The 19855-nt window shown below is 70.8% G+C and carries 19 protein-coding genes and 1 tRNA gene; 11 read left to right on the top strand and 9 right to left on the bottom strand.

Translation table 11 applies throughout. The features are described from left to right. Window positions 1–66: 66 nt before the first annotated feature. The 3 genes from CF165_RS36425 to CF165_RS36415 form a co-directional block, all read right to left on the bottom strand. Window positions 67–1050, bottom strand: a complete 984-nt coding sequence (locus tag CF165_RS36425; RefSeq protein ID WP_093952141.1) for a beta-ketoacyl-ACP synthase III — start codon at window positions 1048–1050, stop codon at window positions 67–69. Next, window positions 1047–1970 (bottom strand): ACP S-malonyltransferase, encoded by a 924-nt coding sequence (locus CF165_RS36420; protein ID WP_093952140.1) that lies wholly within the window; start codon window positions 1968–1970, stop codon window positions 1047–1049. Before CF165_RS36420 ends, CF165_RS36425 begins: the two co-directional genes overlap by 4 nt. Before the next feature lie 235 nt (window positions 1971–2205). After that, complete coding sequence (locus CF165_RS36415; RefSeq protein ID WP_093952139.1) at window positions 2206–3420, bottom strand: PucR family transcriptional regulator; 1215 nt, start codon at window positions 3418–3420, stop codon at window positions 2206–2208. 117 nt (window positions 3421–3537) lie between these two features. Between CF165_RS36415 and CF165_RS36410 the strand changes: the two genes are divergently transcribed. The 4 genes from CF165_RS36410 to CF165_RS36395 all read left to right on the top strand — a co-directional run bounded on the left by CF165_RS36410 (window position 3538) and on the right by CF165_RS36395 (window position 7563). After that, window positions 3538–4446 carry an ABC transporter ATP-binding protein gene (locus CF165_RS36410; protein WP_093952138.1) on the top strand — a complete coding sequence of 303 codons (909 nt, stop codon included), beginning with the start codon at window positions 3538–3540 and terminating at the stop codon, window positions 4444–4446. A gap of 73 nt (window positions 4447–4519) precedes the next feature. Beyond that, window positions 4520–5740 (top strand): ABC transporter permease, encoded by a 1221-nt coding sequence (locus tag CF165_RS36405; RefSeq protein ID WP_240521948.1) that lies wholly within the window; start codon window positions 4520–4522, stop codon window positions 5738–5740. 272 nt (window positions 5741–6012) lie between these two features. Beyond that, a complete protein-coding gene (locus tag CF165_RS36400; protein WP_093952137.1) occupies window positions 6013–6786 on the top strand; it encodes a mechanosensitive ion channel family protein in 774 nt (257 codons plus the stop codon). A 141-nt stretch (window positions 6787–6927) separates the two neighbouring features. Next, on the top strand, window positions 6928–7563 hold the full coding sequence (locus CF165_RS36395) for a nicotinamide mononucleotide transporter family protein (RefSeq protein ID WP_093952136.1): 636 nt from the start codon (window positions 6928–6930) through the stop codon (window positions 7561–7563). Window positions 7564–7591: 28 nt separating this feature from the next. Here CF165_RS36395 and CF165_RS36390 read toward each other — a convergent pair whose 3' ends face one another. Further along, a complete protein-coding gene (locus tag CF165_RS36390) occupies window positions 7592–8191 on the bottom strand; it encodes a TetR/AcrR family transcriptional regulator (protein WP_093952135.1) in 600 nt (199 codons plus the stop codon). 79 nt (window positions 8192–8270) lie between these two features. Here CF165_RS36390 and CF165_RS36385 point away from each other — a divergent pair, with 79 nt between their 5' ends. Then, window positions 8271–9017, top strand: a complete 747-nt coding sequence (locus CF165_RS36385; RefSeq protein ID WP_439098536.1) for an SDR family oxidoreductase — start codon at window positions 8271–8273, stop codon at window positions 9015–9017. Here the strand turns inward: CF165_RS36385 and CF165_RS36380 are convergent, their stop codons facing one another. After that, window positions 9018–10229, bottom strand: a complete 1212-nt coding sequence (locus CF165_RS36380; protein WP_093952266.1) for an alpha-hydroxy acid oxidase — start codon at window positions 10227–10229, stop codon at window positions 9018–9020. Between the two features lie 74 nt (window positions 10230–10303). Further along, on the bottom strand, window positions 10304–13099 hold the full coding sequence (gene aceE, locus CF165_RS36375) for a pyruvate dehydrogenase (acetyl-transferring), homodimeric type (protein WP_093952133.1): 2796 nt from the start codon (window positions 13097–13099) through the stop codon (window positions 10304–10306). Between the two features lie 415 nt (window positions 13100–13514). Here aceE and CF165_RS36370 point away from each other — a divergent pair, with 415 nt between their 5' ends. From CF165_RS36370 to CF165_RS36355, 4 genes are all read left to right on the top strand, one after another. Next, on the top strand, window positions 13515–13946 hold the full coding sequence (locus CF165_RS36370; protein WP_093952132.1) for a DUF3052 domain-containing protein: 432 nt from the start codon (window positions 13515–13517) through the stop codon (window positions 13944–13946). 72 nt (window positions 13947–14018) lie between these two features. After that, on the top strand, window positions 14019–14483 hold the full coding sequence (locus CF165_RS36365) for a peroxiredoxin (protein WP_093952131.1): 465 nt from the start codon (window positions 14019–14021) through the stop codon (window positions 14481–14483). A 42-nt stretch (window positions 14484–14525) separates the two neighbouring features. Then, window positions 14526–14597 (top strand) — tRNA-Val (locus tag CF165_RS36360). 81 nt (window positions 14598–14678) lie between these two features. Continuing rightward, window positions 14679–15554 carry a class I SAM-dependent methyltransferase gene (locus tag CF165_RS36355; protein WP_093952130.1) on the top strand — a complete coding sequence of 292 codons (876 nt, stop codon included), beginning with the start codon at window positions 14679–14681 and terminating at the stop codon, window positions 15552–15554. A 7-nt stretch (window positions 15555–15561) separates the two neighbouring features. On the opposite strand, the gene CF165_RS36350 is transcribed toward CF165_RS36355, so the two are convergent. Next, window positions 15562–17007: an MFS transporter gene (locus CF165_RS36350; RefSeq protein ID WP_093952129.1), complete on the bottom strand. Its 1446-nt coding sequence runs from the start codon at window positions 17005–17007 to the stop codon at window positions 15562–15564. A gap of 103 nt (window positions 17008–17110) precedes the next feature. After that, entirely contained in the window at window positions 17111–17617 is a 507-nt protein-coding gene (locus tag CF165_RS36345) for a carboxymuconolactone decarboxylase family protein (protein ID WP_167441678.1), read from the bottom strand. 125 nt (window positions 17618–17742) lie between these two features. On the opposite strand from CF165_RS36345, the gene CF165_RS36340 reads away from it, so the two are divergent. Continuing rightward, complete coding sequence (locus CF165_RS36340) at window positions 17743–18207, top strand: MarR family winged helix-turn-helix transcriptional regulator (RefSeq protein WP_093952127.1); 465 nt, start codon at window positions 17743–17745, stop codon at window positions 18205–18207. Here CF165_RS36340 and CF165_RS36335 read toward each other — a convergent pair. Next, the gene (locus tag CF165_RS36335; RefSeq protein ID WP_093952126.1) at window positions 18204–18620 is read right to left on the bottom strand and encodes a cupin domain-containing protein; all 417 of its coding nucleotides are present in this window, start codon (window positions 18618–18620) and stop codon (window positions 18204–18206) included. The genes CF165_RS36340 and CF165_RS36335 overlap by 4 nt on opposite strands. A 61-nt stretch (window positions 18621–18681) precedes the next feature. Here CF165_RS36335 and CF165_RS36330 point away from each other — a divergent pair, with 61 nt between their 5' ends. Beyond that, the gene (locus CF165_RS36330) at window positions 18682–19818 is read left to right on the top strand and encodes an acyl-CoA dehydrogenase family protein (protein WP_093952125.1); all 1137 of its coding nucleotides are present in this window, start codon (window positions 18682–18684) and stop codon (window positions 19816–19818) included. Window positions 19819–19855 lie beyond the last annotated feature (37 nt).

Here is a 19855-nt window from a genome sequence, read left to right as displayed (position 1 = left end):
TCCCTTCTCGGTCTTTCTGGGGTCTGGTTTCCCGTGGGCGAGTGCCCGCGGGGAGCGTAACGGTGATCAGGGGCAGACGAACGCCTGCCCGGCGTAGGACAGGCCCGCGCCGAACCCGACCGCCAGCACCACGTCACCGGGCTTGGCCGTCCCGGCCTTGCGCATGTGGTCCAGCGCGAGGGGGATGGACGCCGACGAGGTGTTGCCGGAGTACCTGATGTCGTCGGCGACGACCATGTCGTCGCGGGCGCCGTTGGCCCGCAGCTTCTTCGCGATCGCCTCGACGATGCGCAGGTTCGCCTGGTGCGGGATCAGCACGTCCACATCGGACGGCTTGAGCCCGGCGGCCTCCAGCGCCTCCATCGCGATCGGCGCGATCTTCGTGGTCGCCCACCGGAAGACCGACTGGCCCTCCTGGTAGATGAACTTCTCGTCGCGCATGTAGATCAGGTCGACCAGGTCGCCGGCGCTGCCCCAGGACACCGGGCCGATCAGCGGCTCGTCGGACGCGCCGACGACCGCGGCGCCCGCGCCGTCGGCGAAGATGATCGCGTTCGCGCGGTCGGTGGGGTCGATCCAGTCGGTGAGCTTCTCGGCGCCGATCACGAGGACCTTCTTCGCCGAGCCCCCGCGGATCAGGTCGGAGGCGACGCCGAGGCCGTAGCAGAACCCGGCGCACGCGGCGTTGAGGTCGAACGCGCCGGGGCTCGGGATGCCGATCCGCGCGGCGACCTGGGCGGCGGCGTTCGGGATCGGGGTCGGCATGGTGCAGTTCGGGAGGATCACCGTGTCCACTTCGGACGGGTCGACCCCGGCGTCGGCGAGCGCGGCGGTGCCGGCGGCGACGGCGAAGTCGGTCAGCAGCTCGTCCTTCTCGGCGAACCGCCGCTCGATGATCCCGACGCGCGTCCGGATCCACTCGTCGTTGGTGTCCATGATCTCCGAGAGGTCGTCGTTGGTGACGATCTTCTCGGGCTGCGCGCTGCCGATGCCCAGCACGCGGCTGCCGCGGGAGCCGGGGTTGAGGCTCAGGGCGGGTCGGTCGGTCACGAGGCGTCCTCCTGGCGCAGTGCCGCCAGTTCGGCCGGCGTCTTGAGCGCGGTGGTAGTGGTGACGACGCCCTTGAGCTGCCGCTTGACCAGGCCGGTCAGGGTGCCCGCGGGCGCGAGTTCGATCGTGCGGGTGACGCCGAGGGAGGCCAGGCCGTCCATCGTCAGGTCCCAGCGGACCGGGCGGGTGACCTGCGAAACCAGCCGGCGGAGGTACTCGGCCCCGCTGGTGACGACGGTGCCGTCCACGTTGGACAGCAGCGGGCGGACCGGGTCGGCCGGGGTCAGCTCGGCGGCGTGGGCGCGCATCGCCTCTTCGGCGGGCTCCATGTACCGCGTGTGGAACGCGCCGGCGACCTTGAGGGCGCGGATCTTCGTGCCTTCCAGGGGCTCGGCGACGATCTTCGCGATCGCGTCGGCGGCGCCGGAGGCGACGATCTGCCCGGCACCGTTGCGGTTCGCGGCGGTCAGGCCCTGCTCCTCGAGCCACGCGACGACCTGCTCGGGGTCCCCGAGCATCACCGCGGCCATCGACGTCGGTTCCAGCGCACACGCCTTCGCCATCTCGGCGCCGCGGACGGCGGCGAGCGCGACGGCGTCTTCCGGCTTGAGCACCCCGGCGATCGCGGCCGCGGCGAGCTCGCCGACGGAGTGACCGGCGACCGGCGCGTCCGCGGGCACCGGGGCGGTGGCCTGGAGGTGCTCGAAGGTGAGCAGTGACAGGGCGACGATCAGCGGCTGCGCGATCGCGGTGTCCTGGATCTCGTCGGCGTCCGCCTCGGTGCCGAGGCGGAGCAGGTCGAGCCCCGCGCGGTCGGACCACTGGACCACGCGCTCGCGCGCGCCGTCGAGGTCGAGCCAGGGCGTGAACATACCGGGGGCCTGGGCCCCCTGGCCGGGAGCGAGGACTGCTGCTGTCACCCTTCAAGACAACACGGCGAGAGTGCTTTCCCGTGATGCCGACGCTCACAGTGTCTGCCCGGCGTCTTTGTCGGAACCCTCCAAAGATGCGCCGCAGAACCTCGCGCGTAACCCGGATGCCTTGTCGGGTTCAATCACCTTTCGCTGTTAAGTCCATCACGTGACGGCCGTCTCGGCAAGGCTCGGTCCCGCGGGCTGAGCAGGACCACCGGGATCAGCCGGTGGCTGTCTCCGGTCACCAAAGTCCGCGGGCCCGCGCCAGCCGCCCGACGGTCAGCGCGATCCGCAGCACCAGGGCGTCGCGCGGGTCGGTCGGCTGGTAGCCCGTCAGGTCCGCCGCCTTCCGCAGCCGGTACCGGACGGTGTTCGGGTGGACGAACAGCGTCTTGGCGCACGTCTCGAGCACCCCGCCGCTCTCCAGGTACGCCTCGACCGTGCGCTGGAGGGTCGGGCCCGCCTCTTCCAGCGGCCGTGCGATCGTGTCCACCAGCAGGCGTTCCGCCTCCGCGTCCCCGGACAGCGCGCGCTCGGGCAGCAGGTCCCCCGACCGGACCGGCCGGGGCGCGCCCGGCCAGCCGACCACCGCACGCAGCCCCGACAGCGCTTCCGTCGCGCTGTGGTGGGCCTCCGCCAGGGTCGGCACCGTCGGGCCGGCCACGACCGGGCCGTCGGCGAACGCCACCGACATCCGGGCCAGGATCTCCCGCTCCTTCACGCCGCCGTCGGTCGGCCCGCCCACCACGACCACCAGCCGGGAGCCCTGCACCGACAGCAGCACCGGGCGGCCGACGCGGGCCGCGCGGCTGCGGACCTCGAACACGATCGTCGGCGGGTCCTCCGACGGCGGGTTGCCGACCAGCACCGTGGCGGCCGCCGACGGCTCCCAGCCCAGCGCCGTGGCGCGCGAGAGGACCGACTCCTCGGCGTCGCCGCGGACGATGCCGTCGACGACCAGCGCCTCGAGCCGGGCGTCCCACGCGCCGCGAGCCTCGGCCGCGGCGGCGTACGAGTTCGCCGCCGCGAACGCGATTTCCCGGCCGTAGCGCAGGATTCCTTCGATCAGCGCCGCGCGTTCCGCCTCGTTCGCGGCGAACTCGGGCAGCTGCTCCTCGAACACCTCGATGGCGAGCCGCACCATGCCGACCGCCTGGCGCAGGCTGACCCACCGGGACAGCTCGGCCGGCGCGTCGCGGAAGGCCTCGGTCGTGAGCTTCAGGGCCTCCTTCGAGTCCCGCAGCCAGTCGACGAACCCCGACGCCCCGGCCTGGGTGATCAGCAGGACGCTCGCGCGCTGGTCGGCGGGCAGCCGGGTGAACCACGGCAGCCGCTGTTCCATCACCGCGATGCTGGCGCTCGCCAGGCTGCCGGAGGCGCGTTCGAGCTGCCGGAGCGTCTTCGCGGACAGTCCGTGGTGCTTCGGCACCCGGCGCGGGGTGGTGGTTCCATCCATGGCGGAGGCGATCCTACGTGCCCGCAACTTTCGTAGCCCCTCGCGGCAACGCGCGACGGTAGTCAGTGCGTGTACGGACTGCCTAGGATCGGGGCCACACAGGAACGGGGGACCGGGATGACCGGGTTGGAGATCGACACGATATCCAAACGCTACGGCGACGTCGTCGCCTTGCGTGAAATGACATTCGACGTCCGGCCGGGCGAATTGTTCGGATTCGTCGGAAGCAACGGCGCCGGCAAGACCACGACCATGCGGATCGCGCTCGGCGTGCTTTCCGCCGACGGCGGCGAAGTCCGCTACGACGGCGTGCCGGTGACGCACGAAACGCGTCGCCACATCGGGTACATGCCGGAAGAACGCGGGCTCTACCCGAAGATGAAGGTGGCCGAGCAGCTGACGTACCTCGCACGGCTGCACGGCATGTCCGCCGCCGACGCGCGGTCGTCGGCAGACAAGTGGACCGAACGGCTCGGCGTCGCCGGCCGCCGCGACGACGAGGTGCAGAAGCTCAGCCTCGGCAACCAGCAGCGCGTCCAGCTGGCCGCGGCGCTGGTGCACGAGCCGCGGATCCTGGTGCTCGACGAGCCGTTCTCCGGCCTCGACCCGGTCGCGGTCGACGTGATGAGCCAGGTGCTCAAGGAAAAGGCCGCCGAGGGCGTGCCGGTCGTGTTCTCCAGCCACCAGCTCGACCTGGTGGAGCGGCTCTGCGACCGGGTCGGGATCGTCCGCAGTGGACAGATGGTCGCCAAGGGCACGGTCGGCGAGCTGCGGGCGGGCGGTGCCGTGCGGCTGCGGGTCGACGTCCCCGAGGCCACCGACGAGTGGGCCGACGGCCTGCCCGGCGTGAAGGTGCTCGGCCGGACGGGCGCGGTGACCGAGCTCGAGCTGGGCGAAGGCGCCGACGACCAGGCCGTGCTCAAGGCCGCGCTGGCCACCGGGCCGGTCCGCGAGTTCGCGCGCGAACAGCCGTCGCTGGCCGACCTGTTCCGCTCCGTCGTCACGACCGAGGAGGTCCCCGCATGAGTGAGCCTGCGAACGAATCATTCAACACTGCGCCGACCGCTCAGGCCGCACCGAGCGTCAGCGAGGTGTGCGCATGAGCACCCCGGTCCCGGACGTCCGGATGAGCCCCACGGCGGCGGTCGGGCTGGTCGCCTCCCGCGAGATCAGCACCCGCTTGAAGTCGAAGGCCTACCGCATCAGCACCGTGGTCATGCTGCTGCTGATCGTGGTCGGCATCCTGGTGATCAAGCTGATCACCGGGGGCGGTGGCCCCGACGCGAAGGTCGGTTTCACCACCGCGACCGCCGCCTTCTCGGTGCCGATGAAAGCGGCCGGGAAGACCCTCGACGAGAACATCGAGACCACGGAGGTCCCCGACGAAGCCGCCGGGCGCGCGAAGCTGGCCGACGGCTCGCTCGACGCGCTGCTGACCGGCGACGGCAAGAGCGTGCACGTCCAGGTGAAGAAGGACCTCGACGGCAAGCTCGCGAACGTCCTGCAGGTGCTGTCCCAGCAGGTGGCGATCAACCAGCAGATCACCGCGCTGGGCGGGAACCCCGCGCAGTTCCAGACCGCGATCGCGTCCGCGAAGTTCGTCGAGGACCCGCCGCTGGAGGAGCCGTACGACTACAACGGCCAGCAGCTCGTGCTGGGCATCATCGCCGGCATCCTGATCTACATGTCGCTGTTGATGAACGGCCAGACCGTCGCGCAGGGCGTCGTCGAGGAGAAGACCTCGCGGGTGGTCGAGCTGCTGCTGTCGACGATCAAGCCGTGGCAGCTGATGGCGGGCAAGGTGCTCGGCATCGGGACGGTCGGGCTGATCCAGATGGTCGTGATCGGCGTCGGCGGGGTGGTGGCCGGGCTGGCCACGAACGTGCTCACCATTTCCGTCTCGGCGGCCGTGGGCACCGTGGTCTGGCTGATCGTCTGGTACCTGCTCGGGTTCTTGATGTACTCGATCGTGTTCGCCGCGCTCGGGGCGCTGGTTTCGCGCCAGGAAGACGTCGGCGGCGCGACGATGCCGGCGCTGATGTTCGTGATCGCCGGGTACGTGATCGGCATTTCCGTGCTGCCGTCGGATCCGGGCAACACGTTCGTCGAGGTGCTTTCGGTGATTCCGGTGTTCTCGCCGACGCTGATGCCGATGCGGCTGGCGATGGGCGGAGTGCCCGTTTGGGAAGCGGTGGTGTCGGTGGGGCTGGTGGTGCTGTTGATTCCGGGACTGATCTGGCTCGCCGCCCGGATCTACCGGAATGCGGTGATGCGCACCGGCGCGAAGGTGAAACTCCGCGACGCCTTGCGCGCCGCCTGACGTTTTCCGCTGTTCACCGGCCCTCGGAAGCTCCGGGGGCCGGTTTCTTTCGTCCGGGTGGATCCATCGGCCCCAAAATGCTCGAGGCCGCCCGGCGCTTGCGGTTTACGCTGCGCCGGACGGCCTCGTCTCCCCGGTCCCCACCGGTAGAACCAGTATGGCCACGGGTGATCTTCGCGCGCCAGTCGTCTCACTCGATCGTGGGGCGCACGAGTTGCCGCCGCCGGGTACCTGATCAACGATCCGGTGCAAAACCAGTGGAGGGAGTCGGTATGGGCCAGCAACTGAAGGACGGGCTCGGGCAGGCGTGGGCGATGGTGGCCACGTTCGTCCCGAAACTCGTCGGATTCCTGATCGTCCTGCTGATCGGCTGGCTGATCGCGAAGGCCGTTTCGAAAGCGCTGGCGATGGTCCTCGGAAAAGCCGGGTTCGGGAAACTCGTCGCGAAGACCGGCCTGAGCGGAAAGGTCGGCCAGCAGAACATCGATGCGACCGGGATCCTGGTGAAACTGGTCTACTACTTCGTCCTGCTGATCGCGCTGCAGCTGGCGTTCGGCGTTTTCGGGCCGACCAACCCGGTGAGCCAGCTGCTGAACGACATCATCGCGTTCCTGCCGCGGATCGTGGTGGCGCTGGTGCTCGTGGTGGTCGCCGCGGCCATCGCGAAGGTCGTCCGTGACGTCGTTTCGTCCGCGATGTCGGGCCGGCCGGCCGCGCGCCCGCTGGCGCTGGGTGCCTACTGGCTGATCATGGCGTTCGGCATCATCGCGGCGCTCGGCCAGGTGAACGTCGCGACGATGATCACCGGCCCGGTCCTGATCGCGGTGCTGGCGACGATCGCCGGAGTGATCATCGTCGGCTTCGGCGGCGGCCTGATCAAGCCGGCCCAGGACCGCTGGCGCGGCTGGATCGCGAACATGGAGCACCAGCTGGAGACGCCGAAGCAGCGCAGCGGCGAGATGGGCACGAGCGCGGCCCCGCGGGCGGCGGTCGGTGCGGACGCCACCCCGACCCCGCCGGTCGGGACCCCGCGCCCCCAGATCTGAGCGGGGAGTCCACGACGGGCCCGGCGGACGGGGAAGCCGCCGGGCCCGTCCCATGCTCCGGGATGTTCCGCCGCTCACAGTCCCTGGGGAATGCGTCCGTCACGGAGCATGTTGGGAGCCGTAGGACGAAAGGGGCGTGTCGTGGACTTCCTCCTGCACCACGGGATCACCGTGCTGGGCCAGTGGATCTCGATCGCGGAGCTCGCCGGGCAGGTGTTCGCGCTGGCGGTCGTGTTCCTCGCGCAGCGTCGCACCCTGTGGACGTGGCCCGTGCAGGTCGGGGCGACCGTGCTGCTGTTCGCCGTCTACGTCTCGGCGCACCTCGGCGGGCTCGCCGCCCGGCAGGTCGCGATCCTCGCCATCTCCCTCTACGGCTGGTGGGCCTGGACGCGCCGCAAGGACCCGGTGTTCGGCGTCGTCGTGCGGAAGGGCCGGCTCGCCGAACGGCTGGCCATGCTCGGCGCCTTCGCCGCCGGCACGACCGTGATGGCCCTGGTCCTGGACGCCCTGAACGCGTCCTGGGCGCCCTGGCCGGACGCGGCGATCTTCGTCGGGACCCTCGTCGCCTTCGGGGCGCAGGGGGCGGGGCTCGTCGAGTTCTGGCTGGTCTGGCTGGTCGTCGACGCGATCGGCGTGCCGCTGCAGATCTCGTCCGGGCTGTACTTCTCCGCCGCGGTCTACATCGTCTTCGCGGGCCTCGTCGTGCACGGCTGGTGGAGCTGGAACCGCTCGGCCCAGCAGGTCCGGGCTCGCGAGGTCACGGCGGTCTCCAGCTGAGCACCGCCGTGCTCTGACCCCGTACGAGTCAGGGCTTGACCGGCCGGGGCAGGACGGCGAGCGCGGTCTCGGCGATCGCGCGGAGGCCGTCCGGCTCGACGCCGCCCTTGCCCAGTGCTTCGAGGCCGCGCAGGACGGCCAGCACGAGCCCGGCGAGGTGGGCGGGGTCCGGGCCGGCGTCGATGTCACCCGCGCGCTGGGCGCCCGCGATGCACGCGGCCAGCTGTTCTTGCAGGTCCCCGAACACCCGTCGGGTCCGGGCCGCGACGGCTTCGTCGTGCTCGGCGCATTCGGCCGCGCTCTTGGCGATCAGGCAGCCCCGGCGCGCCTGGTCGGCGGCGACGGATTCGGCGATCGCCCGCACGTGGTCGCCGAGTCGCCGGTACGCGGTTTCGTCGGGGCCTTCGAGCTGCCTGCGCGTCCCCTCGGTCGCTTCGGCGCAGTAATGGTCGTAGACGCGCAGGAACAGCGCGTGCTTGTCGCCGAAGGCGCCGTAGAGGCTGCCTTTCCCGAGGCCGGTCACGGCGGCGATGTCGTCCACCTTCGTGCCGGCGTAGCCGGTCTCCCAGAACTGGTCCCTGGCCGCGCGCAGGACCGCTGCCTCGTCGAAGCTCCGGGGTCTGGCCATGGGGTCAGGCTACCCGTTCTTGACTGGATCGTCCAGAACGGCGTACGTTCTGGACGAAGTAGTCAAGAATTGGAGAAGCATCGTGAACCTGGAGAACAAGACCGCCGTGGTGACCGGCGGCGGCACCGGCATCGGGCGCGCCATCGCGAAGCGGTTCGCGGCCGAAGGCGCGCACGTGTTCATCACGGGCCGCCGCAAGGAAGCCCTCGACGACGCGGTCGCCGAAATCGGCGGCGGTGTGACGGCGGTCCGGGCGGATTCGGCGAACCTCGCCGACCTCGACGCGCTCTACCGCGCGGTGGCCGAGCGGGGCCGCGGCCTGGACATCGTGGTGGCCAACTCCGGCGGCGGGGTCCTGGCCCCGCTCGGCGAGATCACCGAAGAGCAGTTCGACGCCACATTCGGCACGAACGTCAAGGGTGTCCTGTTCGCCGTCCAGAAGGCGCTGCCGCTGCTGAACGAGAACGCGTCGATCATCCTCACGGGCTCGACGACGTCGACGCGGGTCAGCCCGGCCTTCAGCGTCTACGCGGCGACGAAGGCGGCGGTCCGCAACTTCGCCCGCACCTGGGCGCTCGACCTGAAGGGAACCGGCACGCGGGTCAACGTCCTGAGCCCGGGACCGACGCACACCCCGGGCCTGCTGGGCCTGGTGCCCGACGACGCGCAGCAGGGCCTGGTCGACGGCCTCGCGGCCGACGTGCCGCTCGGCCGCCTCGCGGACCCGGCGGAGATCGCCGCCGCGGCGCTGTTCCTGGCCTCCGAAGAGTCGAGCTTCGTCAACGGCATCGAGTTCTTCGTCGACGGAGGCCAGGCGCAGGTCTGACTAACGCAGGGTGGCGTGGCTCGGCGTCAGGTCCTTCAGGGTGCGGACGCCGAGCAGCTGCATCGTGCGGACCATCTCCGTGCGCAGGATGTCGACGCAGCGCTGGACGCCGCGCTCGCCGCCGGCCATCAGGCCGTACAGGAACGCGCGGCCGACCAGCACCGCGTTCGCTCCGCGGGCGATCGCCGCCACGATGTCGCCGCCCGACAGGATGCCCGTGTCGATCCAGACCTCCGCGCCGCCCTGGACCTCGTCCAGCACCGCCGGGAGCAGTTCCAGCGGCGTCGGCGCGCGGTCGAGCTGGCGGCCGCCGTGGTTGGACAGCAGGACCGCGTCGGCGCCGTGCTTCACGACGTCGCGCGCGTCTTCGACGCTCTGGACGCCCTTGACCACGAGCTTGCCCGGCCAGGTCCGGCGCACCCAGTCGAGGTCGTCGTAGTTCAGCGTCGGGTCGAACAGCTTGTTCAGCAGCTCGGCGACAGTGCCGTCGAAGTGGCTGAGCGAGGCGAACTGCAGCGGCTCGGTGGTGAGCAGGTTGAACCACCACGCCGGGTGCGTCGCGCCGTCGAGGAACGTCTTGAGGGTGAGCGCCGGCGGGATGGTCAGCCCGTTGCGGACGTCGCGCAGGCGCGCCCCGCCGACCGGCGTGTCCACGGTCAGCATGAGCGTGTCGTAGCCGTGCTCCCACGCGCGATTCATCAGATCTTCGCCGGCGGCGTGGTCGCGCCAGACGTAGAGCTGGAACCACTTGCGGGCGCCCGGCGCGGCCGCCGCCAGGTCCTCGATCGACGTCGTCGCCATCGTCGAGAGCCCGACCGGGATGCCGTTGCGCTCCGCGACGCGGGCGACCGCGCTCTCGCCCTCGTGCTGCATCATCCGGGTGAACCCGGTGGGGGCGAAGGCGAACGGCAGCGCCGACGTCTTGCCGAGGATCTCCCGTGAGGTGTCCACATCGGACACTCCGCGCAGCACGTTCGGGTGGAACTCGACGCGGCGGTAGGCCTGCCGGGCGCGCAGCAGGCTGTCCTCGAGCTCGGCCGCGCCGTCGGTGTAGTCGAACGCCGCCCGCGGGGTCCGCTTGCGCGCGATCATCCGCAGGTCGGCGATGGTGTGCGCGTTCGCCAGCCGCCGGTCCGTCGGGTTCAGCACGATCGGCTTCGGCCGCAGGATCTGCTTCAGCTCGGCCGGCTTCGGCAGTCGGCGCTTCGTCACCTTCATCAACTCCCTACACGCAACGGGACCCGGCAGACATCGGATGTCTGTCGGGTCCCGAACCTAGCAGCAGGTCACGCGTTCCCGGAATCCGACGTCTGCGGCCCGGCGGCCGTGATGTCGTCGAGCCGGTACTTCGTGGCCGCATCGAGGACCTTCGCCTGGTCGACCTCGCCGCGCTTGGCCAGGATCGACAGCGCGCCGACGGTGATCGACTCGGCGTCGACCAGGAACTTCCGCCGGGCCGCCGGCCGGGTGTCGGAGAAGCCGAACCCGTCGGTGCCCAGCGTCAGCATGTCGGTCGGGACGTACGGGCGGATCAGGTCCGGCACCGCGCGCATCCAGTCCGACACCGCCACGACCGGGCCGTTGCTGCCGGAAAGCGCCTCCGTGACGTACGGCACGCGCGGCTCGCTGCCCGGGTAGAGCAGGTTGTCGTGGTCGATCTCGACGGCTTCACGCCGCAGCTCCGTCCACGACGTGGCCGACCACACGGCCGCCCGCACGCCCCACTCCTCGGCCAGCATCTTCTGCGCCTTCAGCGCGTCCGGCATCGTGACGCCGGAGACCAGGATCTGGACCTCCGGGCCGTCGCCCGAGGGCGCGTCGGCGTACTTGTACAAGCCCTTGAGCAGGCCGTCGACGTCGAGGTTCTCGGGCTCGGCGGGCTGCTGGTACGGCTCGTTGTAGATCGTCATGTAGTAGAAGACGTTCTCGCCGTTGCCGTCCGGGCCGGTCTCGCCGTACATCCGGCGCAGGCCGTCCTTGACGATGTGCGCGATCTCGAACGACCACGCCGGGTCGTAGGCCACCGCGGCCGGGTTGGTCGCCGCCAGCAGCAGCGAGTGCCCGTCCGCGTGCTGCAGACCTTCACCCGTCAGGGTGGTCCGGCCGGCGGTCGCGCCGAGGACGAACCCGCGGGCCATCTGGTCGGCGGCGGCGTAGAGGCCGTCACCGGTCCGCTGGAACCCGAACATCGAGTAGAAGATGTAGATCGGGATCATCGGCTCGCCGTGCGTCGCGTACGACGTGCCGACGGCGGTGAACGACGCGGTCGAGCCCGCCTCGTTGATGCCCTCGTGCAGCAGCTGGCCCTTCTCGGACTCCTTGTAGGCCAGCATCAGGCTCGCGTCGACCGACGTGTACGTCTGGCCGTGCGGGTTGTAGATCTTGGCCGTCGGGAACATCGAGTCGAGGCCGAAGGTGCGGGCCTCGTCCGGGATGATCGGGACGACGCGCTTGCCGATCTCGGAGTCCTTCGCCAGCTCGCGGACCAGCCGGACGAACGCCATCGTGGTGGCGACCTCCTGCTTGCCGGAGCCCTTCCGGATGCCTTCGTAGACCTTGTCGCCGGGCAGAACCAGGGCCTTGGCGGCCTTCGGCCGGCGTTCGGGCAGGAAGCCGCCGAGCGCCTTGCGGCGGCCGATCATGTACTCGATCTCGGGCGAGTTCGCGCCCGGGTGGTAGTACGGCGGCAGCTTCGGGTTGCGCTCCAGCTCCTCGTCGCTGATCGGGATCCGCTGCGAGTCGCGGAACAGCTTCAGGTCGTCGAGGGTGAGCTTCTTCATCTGGTGCGTGGCGTTGCGGCCCTCGAACGCCGGGCCCAGGCCGTAGCCCTTGATCGTGTGGGCCAGGATCACCGTCGGCTGGCCGTGGTGCTCCAGCGACGCCTTGTAGGCCGCGTACACCTTGCGGTAGTCGTGGCCGCCGCGCTTGAGGTTCCAGATGTCGGCGTCGGAGAGGTCCTTGACCAGGTCCTTCGTCCGCGGGTCGCGGCCGAAGAAGTGCTCCCGGACGAAGGCGCCGTCGTTGGCCTTGTACGTCTGGTAGTCACCGTCCGGGGTCACGTTCATCAGGTTGACCAGCGCGCCGTCGCGGTCGGCGTGCAGCAGCGAGTCCCACTCGCGGCCCCAGATCACCTTGATGACGTTCCAGCCGGCGCCGCGGAAGTACGACTCCAGCTCCTGGATGATCTTGCCGTTGCCGCGCACCGGGCCGTCGAGCCGCTGCAGGTTGCAGTTGATCACGAAGGTCAGGTTGTCGAGGCCCTCGCCGGCGGCCACGTGAATGAGGCCCCGCGACTCGGCCTCGTCCATCTCGCCGTCGCCGAGGAACGCCCAGACGTGCTGGTCGTCGGTGTTCTTGATGCCGCGGTCGCGCAGGTAGCGGTTGAACCGCGCCTGGTAGATGGCGTTCATCGGGCCGAGGCCCATCGACACCGTCGGGTTCTCCCAGAACTCCGGCATCAGCCGCGGGTGCGGGTACGACGGCAGGCCGCCGCCCTCGCCGGCGTGCGAGTACTCCTGGCGGAAGCCGTCGAGCTGCGACTCGCTCAGCCGGCCCTCGAGGAAGGCGCGGGCGTAGATGCCGGGGGAGGCGTGGCCCTGGATGTAGATCTGGTCGCCGCCGCCGGAGTGGTCCTTGCCGCGGAAGAAGTGGTTGAAGCCCACCTCGTACAGCGCGGCCGAGGAGGCGTAGGTCGAGATGTGCCCGCCGACGCCGACGCCCGGGCGCTGCGCCCGGTGCACCATGATCGCCGCGTTCCAGCGGATGTAGGCGCGGTAGCGGCGCTCGATCTCCTCGTCGCCGGGGAACCAGGGCTCGTTCTCGGTGGGGATGGTGTTGACGTAGTCCGTCGAGGTCAGGGCCGGGACGCCGACGTTCCGCTCCCGGGCCCGCTCGAGGATGCGCAGCATCAGGTAACGGGCCCGCTGCTGACCGCCCCTCGCCAGAGCCTCGTCGAAGGAGTCCAGCCACTCGGCGGTCTCCTCCGGGTCGATGTCGGGCAGGTGCGCCGCCAATCCGTCACGGATGACGCGTACGCGTGCCGGGGTCTCCTTACCGGAGGCGCCGTCGTTCTGCGGGGCCAAGGGGTCTCCTTGCGAAAGTTGTAGCCGGTGGTGCTCGTACGCGGGGGTGTACGACTCTCCATCGTCGTCTTCCGTCCCGGCTTCCGCACCGCTACTTGGCGGTAACATAGGCCGACCCGGTCGAGCCACTCCCGGCGCGAGGTGTATCGCGCGCGCGTTTTCTTCCTCCCCACCCTAGGGGACGGGGTCCGGCGGGGTGGCAGACCGGTACCCGGAGGCACCCGAAACGCCGTCGCGGGACGTCCCTCGCGGGCCGTATCCTGCGACACGACTTGTCAAAGATCCGGTGTGGACGGTTGCGCGCGGAGCCGCACCAGTGTTCGCTATCGGCAACCGGGTAGCCGAGTGTGGCGAAGCCGTACCCTCTCCGAGGGCAGGCGACGCCACGCTCCGTCGTAGTTGGAGGAGTGAAACAGTGGTCGCCGCGGGAGACGCTGATCAGAGCAGCGTCGCCGAGAGGCTCGGCATCAAGCCCGAGATGGTGGTCCAGGAGATCGGCTGGGACGAGGACGTCGACGACGACCTCCGCGCGGCGATCGAGGAGCAGATCGGCGGGGACATCCTCGACGAGGACGCCGACGAGGTCATCGACGTGGTGCTGCTGTGGTGGCGCGAGGACGACGGCGACCTCGGCGACGCGCTCATCGACGCCAGGGGCCCCCTGGAGGAGAGCGGCGTGATCTGGGTGCTCACCCCCAAGACGGGACAGCCAGGGCACGTCGAGCCGAGCGAAATCGCCGAAGCGGTGCCCGCCGTGGGCCTGGCCCAGACCGCCAACATGAGCGTCGGCCCGAACTGGATCGGCACCCGGCTGGTGTCGCCGAAGTCGAAGTCGAAGCAGCGCTGAACCGGCCTCGCCGGACGGACACGATAGGGTTGTCGTCGCAGGCACGTGTCCGTTCGGGAGAGGAAACGCGGTATGACCGTCGAGGTCGGTTCTGAGGCCCCTGACTTCACGCTCAACGACTACAACAAGCAGCCGGTCCAGCTGTCGTCGTTCCGGGGTGACAAGCCGGTGCTCCTGGTGTTCTACCCGTTCGCGTTCAGCGGCATCTGCACCGGCGAGCTCTGCCAGCTCAGGGACGAGTTCGCGGACTACGACAACAAGGGCGTCCAGGTGCTGGGCGTCTCGGTCGACACGCCGTTCTCGCTCAAGGCATGGGCCGAGAAGGAGGGCTACCAGTTCCCGCTGCTGTCGGACTTCTGGCCGCACGGCGAGGTGGCTCGCGCGTACGGCGTGTTCAACGAGCAGGCGGGCCTGGCCGTACGCGGCACGTTCCTGATCGACAAGGACGGCGTGGTCCGGTTCGCCGAGGTCAACGCGCCGGGCGAGGCCCGCGACCAGCAGGGCTGGAAGAAGGCCGTGGCCGAACTGACGGCATGAGTTTCCACGGCGGCGGCCCGCTCTTCCGGGCCGTCGCCGCGAGGGCGCATAGCTCAGCGGAAGAGCACTCGGTTTACACCCGAGCGGTCGCAGGTTCGAACCCTGCTGCGCCCACCGGAACGGCGTCCCTGAATCCTCGGGACGGCTTCGTAATTCGTTGGCTCACCCGAAGGCTGTGTGACTAGCCTCCGCCGGGTGATCTACGAAGATCCGCGCGCCTACCTGCTCGGGCTCGAGGGCCTTGCGTTGCTGCGCGCCTTCACCGGAGAGTTCGGCCGCGACTTCGTGGAGGCCCGGATCGCGGAGATCCGCCGGGTGCTCGCCGACGAGGCGTTGGCGGACGCAGCCGTGGAAGTCGACCGGGTCGACACGATGACCGGCTATCGGCTGTGGTCGGCGACCTACGACCGACCCAACTCGGCGTTCGACCTCGACGAGCCCGTGGTCAGGGACATCGTGGACGCGCTGCCCGCGGGTGTTGCGCTCGATGCCGCGTGCGGGACCGGCCGCTATGCCGAGCTGCTGGCCGGGCGTGGCCATCGGGTCATCGGGGTGGACGGCTCGCCCGACATGCTCGCGCGGGCACGCACCCGGGTGCCGCCGGGCGAGTTCCTGCTCGGTGACCTGCACCGGCTCCCGGTGGCCGAGGCCGGGGTCGATCTGGTCGTCTGCGGCTTGGCGCTGACGCACGTCCCGGCACTCGAGCCGGTGCTGGCGGAGTTCGCCAGGGTGCTGCGTCCCGGCGGGCACCTGGTGATCGCCGACATGCACCCCGAACGGGTGGCGCAGGGCGCGATCCCGCCCGTGCGCGGTCCTGACGGCCGGCCTGGACGGCTGAGTGCCTACCGCCACCCGATCGGGGACTACCTGCGTGCCGCGCTTCCGGTGGGACTGCACGTGCGTCGCTGCGAGGAACCGCCCGTCCCGATCACCGAACGGCCGGATCGGACAAGCGCGTTGGGGCCGTGGGACCTGTGGCCGTGGAGCCTGGCCGACATGGTGCCCGAAGCGAAACGAGCTGTCAGCGCAGACGCACCGGCGCTGGTCATCTGGCATTTCCAACGGTTGTGAACGGTCCTCAGCCCGCCATGACCGGTTCGAGGACCACGTCCTCCGTGCGGCGCATCGTCGTCACCAGCAGGGCCAGGCCCGCGAAGAGCACCGCCGCGATCACGCCCGTCACGTGCAGCGCGCTCGTGAACGCTTCCTTCGCCTGCTCAGCCACCTCCGGACGGGTGACGTCGACCGCGAGCGTCGTGCCCGCCGGGAACACCCCGCGGTAGACCGCCGCCGCCGTCAGGCCGATCAGGGCCAGGCCCAGGGACCCTCCGAGGTAGTTGCCCGTGTCCGCCATCGAGGCCGCCGAGCCGGCCCGCTCCGGCGGCACCGAGCCCATGACCAGGCCGATGCCCAGCGCGAACAGCGGGCCCGTGCCCAGCGTCAGCACCGCGATGGCCACCATGACCAGCGCCGGCCCGCCGGTGAAGGCCAGCAGCAGGCTGCCGGCCGCGGAGACCGCCAGACCGCCCGCGATCGCCGTGGCCGGGGTCATGAACCGGGTCAGCGCCGGGGCCGTCATCGTCCCCACCGCCACGCCGAGGCCCATCGGCGCGAACAGCACGGCCGAGACCAGCGGCGAGTAGCCGAGGACGCTCTGCAGGTACTGCGTGACCAGCAGGCCGACGCCCGCCATCGCCACGCCGGCGAACACCAGCGCCACCAGCACGGCCGTGAACGGGCGGTTGCGGAACAGCCGCAGGTCCAGCAGCGGCGACGCCGTCGTCAGCTGGCGGTGGACGAAGACGGTGCCGAGCACGACGCCGGCCGCGACCGCCGCGAGCGGCGGCGTCAGCGAGCCGGTGGTCAGCTGCTTGAGGCCGAACACGATCAGCAGCACAGCGGCCAGCGACAGCGCGACGCCGGCGAAGTCCAGCCGTCCGGACGCCGGTGCGCGGAACTCCGGCAGCAGGAACGGGCCGGCGGCGAGCAGGACGACCACGGCCGGGACGGCGACCAGGAACACCGACCCCCACCTGAAGTGCTGCAGCAGGAAGCCGGCGAACACCGGGCCCGCCGCGCCGCCCGCGAACTGGCAGGTGGCCCAGATCGAGATGGCCTTCCCGCGCTGCTTCGCGTCGCGGAACATGTTCGTGATCAGGGCGAGCGTCGACGGCATCAGCGTCGCGCCCGCGACGCCGAGCGCCCCGCGGACGGCGATGAGCATCTCCGGGCTGGTCGAGAACGCGGCGACCACGGAGAGGACGCCGAACGCGGCCCCGCCGGCGAGCAGCAGCCGCCGTCGCCCGATCCGGTCGCCGAGCGTGCCCATGGTGATCACGAAGCCGGCGACGACGAAGCCGTAGCTGTCGGTGATCCACAGCTGCTCGGTGCCGCTCGCCCCGAGGTCAGCGCTGAGCTGCGGCAGGGCGAGGAACAGCGAGGTCATGTCCATCGCGACGAGCAGGGTGGGCAGGACGAGCACCGTCAGCCCCAGCCACTCCCGCCGTCCGGCCGGCTTCTCCATTTCGGCTCCTTCATCGTGGGTTCGTTCACGAGGAGGTCGGAGCCGCGGCGGCGGACCGGACACGGGTGGCGGGACTTTCCGGGAATTTTCTCCCGGGCGCTTCTCAGGCCGAAACCGGCGCCGGGTGCCAGGCGTGCTCGGCGAAGGCGTCGTCGAGCGGGGCGCGGGTGAGGCGGTTCGCGAACGTCGACAGCGTGTACGTCCCGATTCCCAGCACCACCTCCAAGGCGTTCCGTTCGGTGTAGCCGGCGCCGGTGAACGCCGCCAGCTGCTCGGCCGGGACCTCGCCCCTGGTGTCCATGACCGCGTGGACGAAGACGCGCAGCGCCTCCAGCCGCGGCTCCGGGAGCGAGGACTCCGCCCGCAGCGCCGCCACCAGCTCCGGGGAGGCGGACAGGCGGGTCAGCGTGGCCGTGTGCATCGCCACGCAGAGGTGGCACTCGTTGCGCGCGGCCACGGTCATGATCAGCACTTCGCGTTCCAGTGCCGTCAGGGTCGTGGCTTCGAAGATCGCGCTGAGCTTGAGGAAGCCGTTGAGCAGTTCCGGCGAGGTCGCCAGGCGGGCGACGGCGGACGGCACGCGGCCGAACTTCTTCGCGGTGGCCGTCATCGCGGGGCGCGCGGCCGGGGGTGCAGACTCCGGGGTGTGATCGGCGAACAAGGTGACTCCCGAGGTAAGTTGGACAACGTGGTTGTCGAAACCGTAAACCAGGTTGTCGAATTTGGCAAGCGGCCATGATCGACACACCCGGCTACGAGCTGCCCTTGCTGCTCTTCGGTGGCTTCCGCACGCTCATCGACCGCCTGCACGCCGAGCTCGCGCGCCGCGGCCACCCGGATGTCCGGCCGTCGTACGGCTTCGCCATGCAGGCCGTCGGCGTCCAGGGGGCGACGGCGTCGGAGATCGGGCGCCGCCTCGGCGTCTCCAAACAGGCGGCGGGCAAGACCGTCGAACGGCTCGAGGCGCTCGGGTACGCCGAGCGGGCCGAGGATCCCGCGGACGCGCGGCGCAAGATCGTGCGGCTCACCGCGCACGGCGTCGACGCGCTCGGGAAGTCGGCGGAGATCTTCGACGACCTGCGTGCGGAATGGGTGCGCACGGTCGGCGCCGAGCGGATCAGCGCGCTCGAAGCCGACCTCCGCGCGGTCGTCGGTCCCGCGGCGTACCGGCTGGACGCCGCGGGCTGGTTCGCGAGCTAGAAGCCGCAGCCGGGGTCCGGGGCGTCCTCCGACAGCGGGCTGCCCGCCGGGAGCACGTACAGGACTTCGAGCACCAGCGGCGCCGACCCGAGGTTGCGGCCGATGTGCACCTGGTCGGGCTTCTCGGTGAACGCCCTCCCGGTGCCGAAGACTCCGTCGACGCTGCAGTCGGCCAGGTTGTGCGTCAGCGTCCCGGACTTCACGTAGGCGTAGAGGGTGCCGTCGTGGAAGTGCCAGCCCGTGTAGCCGCCGGGCTGGATGGTGACCTCCCGCAGCGTGTAGTCGGTGTGCCCGACGGTCTTCTGGGCCAGGATCGTGCCGGTGACGCCGCTGCCAGGGGTCGCGGAGGCGGTCGAGGGCAGCACCAGTGCCGCGGCGAGGGCGGCCAGGACGACGGTGATCGGCTTGCGCATCGGCCCAAGCTACCGCGTCCGGGCGTGCCCTCGGGGGCAGAGTTCCGGGTAGCGTGCGCCCATGGACGCGGAGCTTTTCGGGCAGGTGCTCGGCGCGGTGCGGGAGTTCGTGCGCAAGGAGGTCGTGCCGCGCGAGGCCGAGATCGACGAGCGCGACGAGATCCCCGCGGAAATCCGGGAGAAGGCCGCCGGACTCGGGTTGTTCGGCTGGGCGCTGCCCGAGGAGTACGGCGGGCTGGGCCTCGGCATGGCCGAAGACGTCCGGCTGGCGATCGAGCTGGGCCACACCACGCCCGCGTTCCGGTCGCTGTTCGGCACCAACAACGGCATCGCCGGCCAGGCGATCGTGCACTACGGGACGCCGGACCAGCGCACCCGCTGGCTGCCGCGGCTGGCCGCGGGGCAGGCGATCGCGTCGTTCGCCCTCACCGAGGCCGAGGCGGGCTCGGACCCGGGCGGGCTGACCAGCCGCGCGGTCCGCGACGGCGACCGCTACCGCCTCTCGGGCACCAAACGGTTCATCACCAACGCGCCACTCGCCGAAGTGTTCGTCGCCTTCGCGCGCACCGATCCGGAAAGCACCGGCAGCCGCGGCATTTCCGCGTTCCTGGTGCCCGCGGGCGCGGCCGGCGTCACCGTCGGCCCGCACGACGCCAAGATGGGCCAGGCCGGCGCGTGGACGTCGGAAGTGGTCTTCGACGACGTCGAGCTGTCCGCCGACGCGCTCGTCGGCGAGGAGGGCAAGGGGTTCGGCATCGCGATGGCCTCGCTCGCCCGCGGCAGGCTGCACATCGCGGCGCTGTGCGTCGGCATGGCCGAGCGGGCGCTGGCCGAAGCCGTCGAGTACGCGCGGACGGCCCGCCAGGGTGGGCGGGTGATCGGCGAGTACCAGCTGGTGCAGGCGCTGCTCGCGGAGTCGCACGCCGAGCTGGCGGCCGGCCGCGCGATGGTGCACGAGGCCGCCGCGAAGTACGACTCGGGCGAGGACCGCAAGCTCGGGCCGTCGTCGGCGAAGCTGTTCTGCACCGAGATGCTCGGCCGCGTCGCCGACCGCGCGGTGCAGGTGCACGGTGGCATGGGCTACGTCCGCGGGGTGACGGTCGAGCGGATCTACCGCGACGCGCGGCTGTTCCGGATTTACGAGGGCACCAGTGAGATCCAGAAGCTCGTGATCGCGCGGCAGCTGCTCAAGGACTGAGCTTGCGCTGGAGTCCGCTCCAGGTTCTACCGTCGGG

This window comes from Amycolatopsis vastitatis, from assembly GCF_002234595.1.
Classification (GTDB): Bacteria; Actinomycetota; Actinomycetes; order Mycobacteriales; family Pseudonocardiaceae; genus Amycolatopsis; species Amycolatopsis vastitatis.
Note: the sequence above shows the minus strand (reverse complement) of the source record. Positions and strands in the feature narration are given on the sequence as shown.

What these genes read in the sequence shown, in the direction of transcription:
- CF165_RS36405 (WP_240521948.1), top strand. Translation starts at nt 4,520, where the DNA reads ATGAGCACCCCGGTCCCGGACGTCCGGATGAGCCCCACGGCGGCGGTC.
- CF165_RS36350 (WP_093952129.1), bottom strand. Translation starts at nt 17,007, where the DNA reads ATGGAGAAGCCGGCCGGACGGCGGGAGTGGCTGGGGCTGACGGTGCTC.
- CF165_RS36410 (WP_093952138.1), top strand. Translation starts at nt 3,538, where the DNA reads ATGACCGGGTTGGAGATCGACACGATATCCAAACGCTACGGCGACGTC.
- CF165_RS36390 (WP_093952135.1), bottom strand. Translation starts at nt 8,191, where the DNA reads ATGGCCAGACCCCGGAGCTTCGACGAGGCAGCGGTCCTGCGCGCGGCC.
- CF165_RS36345 (WP_167441678.1), bottom strand. Translation starts at nt 17,617, where the DNA reads ATGACGGCCACCGCGAAGAAGTTCGGCCGCGTGCCGTCCGCCGTCGCC.
- CF165_RS36340 (WP_093952127.1), top strand. Translation starts at nt 17,743, where the DNA reads ATGATCGACACACCCGGCTACGAGCTGCCCTTGCTGCTCTTCGGTGGC.
- CF165_RS36365 (WP_093952131.1), top strand. Translation starts at nt 14,019, where the DNA reads ATGACCGTCGAGGTCGGTTCTGAGGCCCCTGACTTCACGCTCAACGAC.
- CF165_RS36335 (WP_093952126.1), bottom strand. Translation starts at nt 18,620, where the DNA reads ATGCGCAAGCCGATCACCGTCGTCCTGGCCGCCCTCGCCGCGGCACTG.
- CF165_RS36330 (WP_093952125.1), top strand. Translation starts at nt 18,682, where the DNA reads ATGGACGCGGAGCTTTTCGGGCAGGTGCTCGGCGCGGTGCGGGAGTTC.
- CF165_RS36400 (WP_093952137.1), top strand. Translation starts at nt 6,013, where the DNA reads ATGGGCCAGCAACTGAAGGACGGGCTCGGGCAGGCGTGGGCGATGGTG.
- CF165_RS36415 (WP_093952139.1), bottom strand. Translation starts at nt 3,420, where the DNA reads ATGGATGGAACCACCACCCCGCGCCGGGTGCCGAAGCACCACGGACTG.